The 12367-nt window shown below is 70.2% G+C and carries 10 protein-coding genes; 6 read left to right on the top strand and 4 right to left on the bottom strand.

Translation table 11 applies throughout. From position 1 onward, the window contains the following. Nucleotides 1-17: 17 nt before the first annotated feature. The 3 genes from ACSHT8_RS10830 to pnuC all read right to left on the bottom strand — a co-directional run bounded on the left by ACSHT8_RS10830 (nucleotide 18) and on the right by pnuC (nucleotide 3225). On the bottom strand, nucleotides 18-1439 hold the full coding sequence (locus ACSHT8_RS10830; protein ID WP_436500214.1) for a fatty acid desaturase: 1422 nt from the start codon (nucleotides 1437-1439) through the stop codon (nucleotides 18-20). 80 nt (nucleotides 1440-1519) lie between these two features. Then, a complete protein-coding gene (locus tag ACSHT8_RS10825) occupies nucleotides 1520-2590 on the bottom strand; it encodes an AAA family ATPase (RefSeq protein WP_436500212.1) in 1071 nt (356 codons plus the stop codon). Then, complete coding sequence (pnuC, locus tag ACSHT8_RS10820) at nucleotides 2587-3225, bottom strand: nicotinamide riboside transporter PnuC (protein ID WP_436500210.1); 639 nt, start codon at nucleotides 3223-3225, stop codon at nucleotides 2587-2589. The genes ACSHT8_RS10825 and pnuC overlap by 4 nt, the downstream gene beginning before the upstream one ends. 49 nt (nucleotides 3226-3274) lie before the next feature. Here pnuC and ACSHT8_RS10815 point away from each other — a divergent pair, with 49 nt between their 5' ends. Together ACSHT8_RS10815 and ACSHT8_RS10810 are read left to right on the top strand one after the other, a co-directional pair. Beyond that, a complete protein-coding gene (locus tag ACSHT8_RS10815) occupies nucleotides 3275-5185 on the top strand; it encodes an intein-containing Rv2578c family radical SAM protein (RefSeq protein ID WP_436500208.1) in 1911 nt (636 codons plus the stop codon). An 88-nt stretch (nucleotides 5186-5273) separates the two neighbouring features. Then, nucleotides 5274-5912: a hypothetical protein gene (locus tag ACSHT8_RS10810; RefSeq protein WP_436500206.1), complete on the top strand. Its 639-nt coding sequence runs from the start codon at nucleotides 5274-5276 to the stop codon at nucleotides 5910-5912. 45 nt (nucleotides 5913-5957) lie between these two features. Here the strand turns inward: ACSHT8_RS10810 and ACSHT8_RS10805 are convergent, their stop codons facing one another. Next, nucleotides 5958-6944 (bottom strand): helix-turn-helix domain-containing protein, encoded by a 987-nt coding sequence (locus tag ACSHT8_RS10805; RefSeq protein WP_436500204.1) that lies wholly within the window; start codon nucleotides 6942-6944, stop codon nucleotides 5958-5960. A 352-nt stretch (nucleotides 6945-7296) separates the two neighbouring features. Between ACSHT8_RS10805 and aspS the strand changes: the two genes are divergently transcribed. From aspS to ACSHT8_RS10785, 4 genes are all read left to right on the top strand, one after another. After that, entirely contained in the window at nucleotides 7297-9087 is a 1791-nt protein-coding gene (gene aspS, locus ACSHT8_RS10800) for an aspartate--tRNA ligase (protein ID WP_436500203.1), read from the top strand. Continuing rightward, nucleotides 9088-10029: a DUF389 domain-containing protein gene (locus ACSHT8_RS10795; RefSeq protein WP_436500201.1), complete on the top strand. Its 942-nt coding sequence runs from the start codon at nucleotides 9088-9090 to the stop codon at nucleotides 10027-10029. 151 nt (nucleotides 10030-10180) lie between these two features. Continuing rightward, the gene (locus tag ACSHT8_RS10790) at nucleotides 10181-11395 is read left to right on the top strand and encodes a hypothetical protein (protein WP_436500199.1); all 1215 of its coding nucleotides are present in this window, start codon (nucleotides 10181-10183) and stop codon (nucleotides 11393-11395) included. Nucleotides 11396-11468: 73 nt separating this feature from the next. Then, complete coding sequence (locus ACSHT8_RS10785) at nucleotides 11469-12359, top strand: SGNH/GDSL hydrolase family protein (RefSeq protein ID WP_436500197.1); 891 nt, start codon at nucleotides 11469-11471, stop codon at nucleotides 12357-12359. Nucleotides 12360-12367 lie beyond the last annotated feature (8 nt).

Raw genomic sequence — 12367 nt, 5'->3', positions numbered from 1 at the left:
GTCATTCTAGGTAGTCCTCACGCGCTGACCCGCGACACTGGGATGAAGTCCACTTTCTCGCGCACGCCGCAGTCGGGGCAGCACCAGCTGTCGGGGACCGCGCTCCACGGCGTCCCGGCCGGGAAGCCCTCGCGCGGGTCGCCGACGGCCTCGTCGTAGACGTAGCCGCAGCTCGGGCACCGGCCCGCGTGCACGGCGGCGACCTCGGTCACCCGGTAGCGGTCGACGCGCACGTCGGTCGGCTCGGCGTCGCGGCGCGGGGCGTCGTACTCGGCGAGGATCCGGTCGCGCTTGCGCGGGGAGATGTTCGCCCGGCTCATGTCGCCGTCGAAGTGCTCCAGCACCCGGTAGTCCATGACCCGGCGCCACAGCGGCGGGATCAGCGCGAGGACGATCATGCCCGCGTAGCCGGTGGGCAGCACCGGCGACTCCTCGAAGTCGCGCAGCGTCTGGTAGCGGCGGGTCGGGTTGGCGTGGTGGTCGCTGTGCCGCTGCAGGTGGTAGAGCAGCACGTTGGTGGCGATGTTGTTGGAGTTCCAGCTGTGGCTCGGGGCGACCCGCTCGTAGCGGCGCTTGTCGGCGTCGCCGACCTTCTGCCGCAGCATGCCGTAGTGCTCCATGTAGTTGACGACCTCCAGCAGCGAGAAGCCGACGACCGCCTGGATCACCAGGTAGGGCAGGATCTCGACGCCGAACGCGATGGTCATGCCGGTCCACAGCACCGCGGACATGAGCCACGCGTTGATGACGTCGTTGCCGATGCGGTACGGGTGCTGGTTCCGGCGGGCGTAGCGCTTCTTCTCCAGCCGCCACGCGCTGGTCAGCGAGCCCCAGACCGTGCGCGGCCAGAACTGGTAGAAGTTCTCGCCGACGCGGCTGCTGGCCGGGTCCTCCGGGGTGGCGACGCGGACGTGGTGGCCGCGGTTGTGCTCGATGTAGAAGTGGCCGTAGAAGCTCTGCGCGAGCGCCACCTTCGACAGCCACCGCTCGTGGCTCTCCTTCTTGTGGCCCAGCTCGTGCGCGGTGTTGATGCCGATGCCGCCGATACAGCCGATGGAGATCGCCAGGCCGATCTTGGCGAGCGTCGACATCTCGGTCGTGCCGATCATCCAGAACGCGGCGATGAAGCCCGCGTACTGGATCGGCAGGAACGCGTAGGTGATCCAGCGGTAGTACTTGTCGTTCTCCAGCGCCTCGATCATGTCGTCCGGCGGGTTGGTCCGGTCGAGGCCCGCGATGAGGTCGATGGCGGGGACGACGCCGAGGATGACGACGGGGCCGAGCCACAGCCAGATCGCCCAGTCCGTCGCGTAGTAGAGCCCGATCGCCAGGAAGGCCAGGGAGGGCACCACCAGGCCGATCAGCCACAGGTAGCGCTTGCCGTCCTTCCAGCCCTCGGTCGAGCCCTGCGGGATGGTCCCTGACGTCTCCGTCGACATTGTCCTCGCCTCCCGGCTGTCGTTTGACAAAACCATAAGGTTTGTAAACAGCGTTTGACAAGAGGAAGACTTTTGTAAAACTAGAGTGGATCGGTAAAGGTGAATCGCTTTCGGATGGCGGCGTCGCACGCGCGGACCGCTTGGCGGAGGCGGTGCTCGTGGTGGCCGGTGACCAGCACCCAGGGCACATTCCGCGACTGGAGTCCGCGCACGAAGCGAGCCGTCATCCACTCGCGCAGGTGCTCGCCGTCGCGCCAGCCGTCCTGCTCGAACGGGACGCCGACGTGGTCGGTGAGCACGTACAGCGCCGGGCGCCGGGCGTTCGCGGCGATCTCGGGATGCTCGCGGCCCAGGTAGCGCTCGCCCCAGACGGTGGCGGCCCAGGGGTCGTTGTCGCAGATTAGGACCGGTCCGGTCGCGGCGGCGTCCTCGGCTTCGGCCTGTCGGGCGGCGACGTCGAGGAAGTCGCCGAGCGTCCACACCAGGTCCTCGGGGGCGGCGTTGCCGGTGAGCGCGATGGCCGCGGCGAGCTTCTCCTCGGTGTGCAGCCTGCCGTACTCGGGCACCCACGGCGCCTGGTAGTGCTCGGCCAGCGCCTTGGACAGCGTCGTCGTGCCGGTCGACTCGGCGCCGACGACCACGATCCGGGCCGCGAGCCCGGCCCGGGTCGCCGGGGCGAGGAAGTGCCACTGGCCGATGGGGTCCGCGCGGACCGCGGTGCCGGAGACGGGGAAGCGGGTCCGGTCGAGGTCGAGCTGGACGTGCTTGGCGCCGAGCCGGGACGCGAGTTCGGCCCCGTAGTGCTCGCTCGTGAACACCACGTCGACCGGGGCCGCCGTCGGGTCGCCGTCGGCGATCGCGCGGCGCGCCAGGACCGACCGGATGACGCCCATGTGCAGTTCCCAGACGGCGTCGTCGTGGTAGTCGACGGGGTGGTCGTCGAGGTCGCCGAGAACCGCGACGCCTTGGTCGCCCGCGTGTTCCGCGGCGATCCAGCGGACCCGGTCGGCGATCGACAGCGACTCGACGCTCGACCCGAGCACCGCCACCGTCGTGCGCTCGGCCGCCGCGGCCGCCGAGCGGATCAGGTGGTGGTGCCCGGCGTGCGGCGGATAGAACTTGCCCAGGACCAGGGCGTGCCGGTACCTCACGCGGCCGCCAGTTCCGGGGTGCGCAGGTCGGCCCGCCACGAGCGCAGGCCGATGACGCACAGGCCGATGAAGCCGACGTAGAGGATCGCGGTCAGCCAGAGGCCCTTGTAGGCGTAGAGCGGCACGTAGATTACGTCGGCGGTGATCCACAGCCACCAGCTCTCGACCTTCTTGCGCGCCTGCCCCCAGGTCGCGAGCAGCGATAGGACGGTGGTCGCCGCGTCCGGGAAGGGAACGGTGGAATCCGTTGCCACGACGAGGATCCAGGTCAGCGTGGCGGTCCCGGCGACGCCGACGGCGGCCAGCGCCTGCCACTGCGTCCGGGTCGTCCTGGAGACGGCAAGTGTCGAGTGTTGGTCACCGCCGCGCAGCCACGCCCACCAGCCGTAGACCGCGAGGCCGAGGTACACCACCTGGAGCCACGCGTCGGCGTAGATGCCCGCGGTGATGAACAGCGCGAAGAACGCGACGTTGTTCGCGATGCCGATCGGCCAGTTCCACGCGTTCTGCCTGGCCACCAGCCACACGCACAGCGCGCCGGTCAGGAACCCGATCACCTCCATCCGCGAGGTGGGCACGCCGAACAGGGTGAACGCGGTCGCGCGCAAGGGATCGAGAACCTGATCGAGGGACACGGGGCCTCCGTTCGTTGACACCCGTTCGAACATGTGTTCGACTTGTGCCGTGCGATGGGACGGGCAGTTGGCGGCGGGCGGCGACCAGGTTCTGCCTGGTCTGCCCGGACTTGTGCGCAGCGTACGTACTCCGGAGTTCGCCGGGATGGTGTTCCACGAGGTGCTCGCGAAGTCCGTGCTGAACAAGGTCGCGGGCGCCTCGGCGCTGCCGTTCGGCTGGACGGTCAACCCGTATCGGGGCTGCTCGCACGCCTGCAGCTACTGCCTGCACGGCGACACCCCGATCCTGATGGCCGACGGCACCACCAAGCCGATCTCGGCACTGAAGGTCGGCGACCGCGTCTACGGCACCGAACGGCGCGGCAGCTACCGCCACTACGTGACGACGGAGGTGCGCGACCATTGGTCCACCGTCAAACCCGCCTACCGCGTCACCCTCGACGACGGCACCGTCCTGATCGCCAGCGGCGACCACCGGTTCCTCACCGAGCGCGGCTGGAAGCACGTCACCGGGACGGTGGCGGGGCCGGACCGCAGGCCCCACCTCACCGTCGGCAACAAGCTGATGGGCACGGGAAGGTTCGCCGCCCCGCCCAAGGACACCGCCGACTACCGCCGGGGCTACCTGTGCGGCGTCGCCCGGGGCGACGGTGGCGCCGAACCCGATGAGCAGGTTCAGGCGAGGGTGTCGGCGTACCTGCTCGACGACCTCGGCCTGAGCCTGCCGGTCACCTGGCCGGACACCCCGACCGACGAGTGGCGCAAGGGTTTGCTCGCGGGCGTGTTCGACACCGACGGCGGCTACTCCCATCGGATCGTGCGCTTCTCGAACCTGAGCGCACACACCGCGTCGGCGGTGCTGGAGGCGTTGGCGCGCTTCGGTTTCCAGCACGCGGTGGAGGAACGGCGGGCGCCGGGTGGCCGGTGCTGCGTGCGGGTCGACGGGGGACTGGCCGAGCACCTGCGCCTGTTCCACACGATCGGCCCGGCGGTCACCGCGAAGCGGACGATCACCGACGCGGCGATCAAGTCGGCGGCCCGACTGGGCGTCCGGGAGATCCAGGCGCTGGGATTGTCGCTGCCACTGTTCGACATCACGACCGGCACGGGCGACTTCATCGCCAACGGCGTGGTCTCGCACAACTGTTTCGCCCGCCAGACCCACACTTATCTCGATCTTGACGCCGGGCACGACTTCGACAGCCAGATCGTGGTGAAGGTCAACGCCGCCGAGGTGCTGTCGAAGCAGTTGCGGGCGCGGACCTGGGCACGTGAACACGTCGCGATGGGCACGAACACCGATCCGTATCAGCGGGCGGAGGGCCGCTACGAGCTGATGCCGGGGATCATTCGCGCGCTCGCCGACTCCGGAACCCCGTTCTCGATCCTCACCAAGGGCACGGTGCTGTTCCGCGACCTGCCGCTGCTGGCCTCGGTGAGCAAGGACGTGTCGGTCGGCCTCGCCGTGTCGATCGCGTTGCTCGACCGGGACGTCCAGCGGCGGCTCGAACCGGGGACGGCCAGCCCGCAGGCCCGGCTGGAGCTGGTTCGGCGGGCCCGGGAGGCGGGGCTGCCGTGCGCGGTGATGGTCGCGCCGGTGCTGCCCGGGCTCACCGACACGGCCGCGCAACTGGACGAACTGCTCGGCCAGATCGCGGACGTGGGCGCGACGGGGGTGACGGTGCTTCCCTTGCACCTGCGCCGAGGGGCGAGGGAGTGGTTCGCCGCCTGGCTCGCCCGGGAGCATCCGGCGCTGGTGCCGTTATACCGGCGGATCTACGGCACCGGCACCAACGCCGACATCCGCTATCGACGCGCGTTGGGCACTCGGGTCGGGCCGCTGCTGCGCAAGCACGGATTCGCGGGGCCCGACATTCCCGAGCCCCGGTGGCCACGGGGGAGTCTGCCAACCGGAGCGCCCGATGTGGCGATAGCACAGGAGCAGTTGACGCTGCTCTGATCAAATTCCGTACCCGTACCTGGCGAACTACGGATTGTTCGCCCGCCGCGCCGCGGTGAAAGTGATCTCTTCCGCGCTGAGGAGATCCGTGTTCGAGTCCCGTGCCCGCTCGGGCGACCACACCGTGACCGTCGAGCCGCTGTCGGTGCGCCTCGGTGCCGCCGACACCGCGGTCGTCGTCCGCACCCGTCGCGGCGCGAACCCGCAGGCGGTGACGATGTCGGTGTCCGGGCTGCCGCACGGCGTCACCGCCCACTTCGACCCCGCCGTGCTCACCGCCGGTTCGGCGACGCGGCTGGCGCTGGCGTGCGCGGACCGCGCCTTCGGCGGAATCCACCCGGTGACGGTCACGGCGACCAACGCGGCCGGGGAGATCGCCTGCGGCTACTTCTCGCTCACGATCGACCCGCGCGAACACCAGGCGGGTGCGGCGCGGCTCTGGCTCAACCCGACGGTCGAGACCGCGCAGGCGGGCTTCCTGGCGCAGACCAAGGTGACGGTCACCGGGGGAGGGGCGGTCCGCCTGGGCGTCCGCGGTGAGCCGCCGGGCGCGCGGGCCACGTTCAGCCCCGCGGTCGTCTACGAAGGCGGCCAGGCGATCGTCTGGATCTTCACCGCGCCCGACACGCCGCCCGGCCGGTATCCGGTGACGATCACCGCGACCGACGCCCGCGGCCGGGCGGGCGCGGCGGTGTTCACCCTCGCGGTGAGCCGCTGGAAAGACTGAGCGGGCCGAGGGAAGTTCCCTCGACCCGCTCGGTCCACGCACGTTCTAGCTAGGCCATTCCCAACGCACGCACAGGATTCCCGGACCGAAGTCCAGGGCCACCGTGTGTGCCTTGCCGTCGGGTGAGATCTCCAGCTTGCGCCGGTTGGTCACCTGCTCGTCGCCGTCCACTGTGTACTGCTCGAGGTACGCGGGCAGTGCCAGCGGGTCGAAGCGCAGTTCGAGGACGAACTCGCGCACCGGCGTGGTGAACTTGCGGCAGTAGCTGTCGTCGCCGCGCGAGTACGGCGGGCCGGGGTGGCGCAGCTCGTAGTCGACGATCGCGGTCTCGCCGCGGCTCAGTGGCTGTGCGAGTAGGAACTCGGCGGCCACCAGGCCCGCGCCCGCGTCGTGCGCGGAGCGGCCAAGAGTGCAGTTCTCCCCGGCCACGATGGTCGGGAACGGTCTGCCTGGACGCTCCAGGTCGTACACCATCACCGTCCGGTCGGCGCCGTCGTGCTCGGCGCGGAAGACCTGGCGGATGTGGATGGACTTCTCGCCGCGGTCGGCGGCGATGACCATCCTGTCGTGCTGGCTCAGCTTGGTCATGGCCGCGTCGGTGGTGAAGTCGATGCGCTTGAGCAGCTGCGAGACCGGCTCGCTGTTGCCCCACAGTGCCTCCACCGTCAGCCGCGACGACTCGCGGTTGACCCGGCCGCGCGGACGCGGCGGGCCGAGCAGCGCGATCAGCGACCCCGTCGGCACACACAGGACGTCCTCAAGGTGACCGAGCGCGGCAAGCGACTCGGCCCGTTCCGGCCTGCGTCTGCCCGACTGCCAGTAGCTCAGTGCCGTCACGCTGATCGAGACGCCGCGAGCCCGCAATCGGTACTGGATGCGGTCCAGGCTCAGACCGCTCGCCTGGATGGCTGCTCTCAGTGCCGTGGGGAACGCGTCCGCCGCCATGGAGTCCGGCTCGGCCGTCATCGCATGGCGGACACTCCCGTTCTGGTGAAGTTCACGAACTGGCTCGCGGGTGATACCGCTACCCATGTTCACTCCCTGGGTTACCCCTTACGCCCTGGTGGTCACAGTACGTCTTGGACGTCCCAATGGGTAGCGTCAATGTTAATTCGTGGGTAACCAATTCGCTGCCTACGGTGACTAGATAGCCCGTAAGGACCTACTGCTATGCCCCCGAATGGACCAAACGCTTGCCACGGATGGCTGACTCCGATGGTCGTCGGCCATCGCGTCACACTGGGCGCTAAGGCAGCTGACCGGCAGGTCGAAACCTGGTCGACAGCGGTCGGGGAGTATTGGCTAGCCTGACCCGTACACCTGCCGTCTGGTCCATCATTCTCCAGTACGGCGTCCCAAGATCTGGAACAGGAGCACCTCACCCGTGATCCGCACGCACGAGGCCGGAACCCTCCGCGCCGAGCACGCTGGGCAGACCATCACCCTCACCGGCTGGGTGGCCCGCAGGCGCGATCACGGCGGCGTGATCTTCATCGATCTGCGGGACGCCTCGGGAGTCGCCCAGGTCGTCTTCCGCGAGGGTGAGATGGCCGAGCGCGCCCACCGGCTGCGCGCCGAGTTCTGCGTCAAGGTCGTCGGCGAGGTCGCCGCGCGGCCCGAGGGCAACGAGAACCCGGAGATCCCGACCGGTGCCATCGAGGTGCTGGTCACCGAGCTCGAGGTGCTCAGCGAGTCCGCCCCGCTGCCCTTCCCGCTCGACGACCACCTGACCGTCGGCGAGGAGACCCGCCTGCGCCACCGCTACCTGGACCTGCGCCGCTCCGGCCCGGCCAGGGCGCTGCGGATGCGCAGCGAGGCCAACCGGATCGCCCGCACGGTGCTGCACGACGAGCGCTTCGTCGAGGTCGAGACCCCGACCCTGACCAAGTCCACCCCCGAGGGCGCCCGCGACTTCCTGGTCCCGGCCCGCCTCGCGCCCGGCTCCTGGTACGCGCTGCCGCAGTCGCCGCAGCTGTTCAAGCAGCTGCTCATGGTCGGCGGCCTGGAGCGGTACTACCAGATCGCCCGCTGCTACCGCGACGAGGACTTCCGCGCCGACCGGCAGCCCGAGTTCACCCAGCTCGACATCGAGATGTCCTTCGTCGAGCAGGACGACGTGATCGCGCTCGGCGAGCGCATCATCGGCGCGCTGTGGAAGGAACTCGCCGACTACGAGATCCCCACGCCGATCCCGCGCATCCCGTACCTGGAGTCGATGGCCCGCTACGGCAGCGACAAGCCCGACCTGCGCTTCGACCTCGAACTCACCGAGCTGACCGAGTTCTTCGCCGACACCCCGTTCCGCGTGTTCCAGGCGCCCTACGTGGGCTCGGTCGTCATGCCGGGCGGCGCGAGCCAGCCCCGCAAGCAGCTCGACGCCTGGCAGGAGTGGGCCAAGCAGCGCGGCGCCAAGGGCCTCGGCTACGTCCTGGTCAACGAGGACGGCACGCTCGGCGGCCCGGTCGCCAAGAACCTGTCGGACGCCGAGCGCGAGGGCCTGGCCAAGGCCGCGGGCGCCGAGCCCGGCGACTGCATCTTCTTCGGCGCGGGCACCAAGTCCGACGCCCGCGCCCTGCTGGGTGCCGCGCGCCTGGAGATCGGCAAGCGCTGCGGGCTGATCGACGAGTCCAAGTGGTCGTTCGTCTGGGTCGTCGACGCGCCGTTGTTCGAGGAGGCGTCGGCCGCGGTCAACGCCGGTGACGTCGCCGTCGGGTCCGGCCAGTGGACCGCGGTGCACCACGCGTTCACCTCGCCCAACCCGGAGTGGATCGACCGGTTCGAGGAGGACCCGGGCAACGCCCTGGCCTACGCCTACGACATGGTCTGCAACGGCAACGAGATCGGCGGCGGCTCGATCCGTATCCACAACAAGGACGTGCAGAAGCGCGTCTTCAAGCTGATGGGCATCAGCGAGGAGGACGCGCAGGAGAAGTTCGGCTTCCTGCTCGACGCCTTCGCCTACGGCCCGCCCCCGCACGGCGGCATCGCCTACGGCTGGGACCGCATCGTCGGCCTGCTCGCCGGTGAGCCGTCGATCCGCGAGGTCATCGCCTTCCCGAAGTCCGGCGGCGGCTACGACCCGCTGACCAGCGCGCCCGCCCCGATCACCCCGGAGCAGCGCAAGGAAGCAGGCGTCGACGCCAAGCCGGTCGCCAAGGGCGAGAAGCCCGCCTAAATGCTCCACCTCAGGGTCGTCAGCCCGCCCGAGTCGACCGCCGACGTGCTCACGCTGCTGCGTGAGCACGTCGGCGCGACCCATCTCGTGCACTTCCCGGGCGCGGCGGTCCAGCCCGCGGGCGACGTGGTCGAGGCCGACGTCGCCCGGGAGGCGACCGACGAGATCCTGGCCGCGCTGTGCGCGCTGGGCATCGACCGCGGCGGCGGCATCACCCTCGAGCAGATCGACACGGCCCTGTCCGACGCCGCCGACCTCGCCGAGGACCGCGCGCCGGGCGACGGCGCCGACGCGGTGGTGTGGGAGGAACTGGTCGCCCGCACCGGCGAGGAGTCCCGGCTCAACGCCACCTATCTCGCGTTCCTGACCATCGCCTGCCTGCTCGCGGCGGTCGGCGTGATCACCGACTCGCCGGTCACGATCGTCGGCGCGATGGTCGTCGGCCCCGAGTTCGGCCCGCTGGCCGCACTCGCCGTCGGCCTGGTTCGGCGCCGGTTCGACCTGGTCAAGCGCGCATCGGTCGCGCTCGGGCTCGGGTTCCTGATCGCCATCGCGATCACCGCGGGCGGCACCTGGCTCGGATCGCTGGCCGGCCTGTTCGACGCGAACGCGATCTTGGGCAACCACACGGTCGACTTCGTCTACAAGGTCGGCCCGTGGTCGCTGATCGTGGCGGTGCTCGCGGGCGCGGCCGGGATGCTGTCGATGACGTCGGCCAAGTCGGCGGCCCTCGTCGGCGTGTTCATCTCGGTGACGACCGTGCCCGCCGCGGGCTACATCGCCGTCGCCGCGATCCTCGGCGAGTGGGTCCGCGTGCTGGAGTCCTCCGTCCAGCTGCTGGTCAACATAGTCGGCATCGTGGTGGCCGCCGCGGTCGTGCTCCTGCTGCGTAACAAGAGGAACGCCGCCGACGACGTCACCCGGCCGCTGTCTCTCGGATAGTTCCAGAGAATGGGAGTACAACACCTCCGTTCTGGGTACACCGTTAGTTCTTGACGGGCCCCTCCCGCTGGATCGCCGGTTACCACTACGGTCTCGGGGACACCCAAGCCCTGGGTCGGGGGACCTACGATCGGGAGTAGGGTCAGAGGAGATGAGTGTGGAGATCACCGCCGACCCGCCGGAGGCAGGCGCCACGTCGCAGCCGCCGGATCCGCAGGCGGAGGTCGCGGCCACCGTGATCGCGGCGGAGTCAGTGCTCAGCAAGCGGTTCGGGGCCAGGATCCACCTCGGTGAGCCGGAGGACCTCGGCGGCAGCGACCGGTCGATCGTGTTGCGAGTCAAGGTCGCCTCCAGCCCGTTCTCCTTACCGCGCACCCTCGCCGTCAAGCGCTACATCCGGCCCGACGGCACCACGCCGCACGACAGCTGGATCCGCGAGGCCGTCAGCTACCAGCTGTTCACCGCGCTCACCGCCGAAGACCGGATGTGCCCGGAGCTGTTCGCCCACGACAGCGACTCGCGCCTGTTGGTCATGGAAGACCTCGGGCGCGCGCCGACGCTGGCGGGCAAGTTGCACGGCAACGATGCCCGCGCCGCGGAGGGCGCGCTGCTCTCGTGGGCGCGGTCGCTCGGCAAGTTGCACGCCACCACCGCGGGCCGCGAGGCCGACTTCGACGCGCTGCTGCGCAGGCTCAGCCCGCCCAGCGCCAAGGACCCGCTGTCCGAGCACGGCCCGACCGCCGTCGCCGCGCTGCCGTCGCTGCTGGCCACCGAGTTCGGCGTCACCACCTCGACCGACGCGATCGACCACGCCCACTCGACCCTGGCGCTGCTCGACGCCACCAGGCACCGCGCGTTCAGCCCGTCGGACTCGTGCCCGGACAACAACCTGATCACCAGCCGCGGCGTCCGGTTCCTCGACTTCGAGGGCGGCTGCGTTCGCAACATCATGTTCGACGCGGCCTACCTGACGGTGCCGTTCCCGTCCTGCTGGTGCGCCTACGGCCTGCCGCAGGGCATGACCGACGCGATGCTCGCCGCGTGGCGCGCCGAGGTCCGCGTCATGTGGGCCGACCTGGACGACGACGCCGTGCTGATGCCGCGCCTGCTCGACGCGCAGGTGTTCTGGGTGTGGCTGACGACGTGGCAGTACCTGACGGTGCCCGACATCGACCAACTCGGCTCCGGCGGCTCGGTCGACACGCCCCACCAGAGCGACGTGCTGGTCGCCCGCTGGGTCGACCTCGCCAAGGCCGCCCGCCGGGTCAAGTCCGATGTGGTCGGCGACCACGCCGACGCGGTGGTCGCGGCGATGAAGCGCCGGTTCGGGACGCGGTCGCTGGCCATGTACCCGGCGTTCCAGTGAGCGTTCAGCCAGGCGCCACCCGCTGTTCCCCTCGACATTGAGCCAGGGTTCCTAACACCGATTCTTCGCTGACGTGTCCCTCGACGGACACCCTGATCTCACCCGATCGGCGCTGGCGGGCTCGATCGTCTATCCCGTGACAGCGGTGGCGATTACCTCGGTCTGGACGGCGACGCGGCTCGCCGTGCTTGGGGACTCCACGACCTTCGGGGTGGGCGACCCGCTGCCCCGCGGCGGGTGGCGCGGCGTCGGCCCGCTGCTGGCCGACGCGCTCGGCGCCGACATCGCCAACTTCTCCTTCACCGGCGCGCGCATCGGCTGCGTCCGGGAGCGCCAGCTCGCGCCCGCGCTGCTCGCGCGCGCGGACGCGGCCATCCTCATCGCGGGGATGAACGACACCCTGCGGTCCGACTTCGACCCGGACCAGATCCAGGCCGACCTGATCCACATAGTCACCGCGCTCAACGCGCAAGGCGCCGTGGTGCTGCTCGCGCGCTACCACGACCACGGCCGCGTCTTCCGCATCCCCGGCCCGCTGCGCCGCGCGCTGCAGGCGCGCATCGCCCGGCTGAACGAGGTCATCGACGCCGTCGTCGCCGCGACCGGGGCGCCGTGCCTCGACCTCGACCGGCTGCCCGGCGCCTACGAGACCAGTTCGTGGGCGGTCGACCGGCTGCACCCGTCGGAGCTGGGACACCGGATGCTCGCCTCGGGTTTCGCCGACCTGCTGGCGGGCACCGGCTGCGCGGTGGCGAAGCCGGTGAGCATGGTGTGCGAGGGCGGCAGGCCCGCCAACAAGGCCGAGCACATCGCGTGGCTGATCATCAAGGGCATCCCGTGGCTGTGGCGCCGCGGCCGTGACCTGGTGCCGTACGCCATCGGGATCATCGTCCGGTCGCTGCTGGGCAACGAGCGTCCGCAGCCGCCCGCCCCAGTCACGGCGGAGGCGCCAGCCCATCCGTAAGGTGCTGG

This window comes from Actinokineospora sp. HUAS TT18 (assembly GCF_051364635.1).
Taxonomy (GTDB): Bacteria; Actinomycetota; Actinomycetes; order Mycobacteriales; family Pseudonocardiaceae; genus Actinokineospora.
The sequence above is the reverse complement of the archived record's forward strand: the minus strand, read 5'-3'. Positions and strand labels throughout refer to the sequence as shown.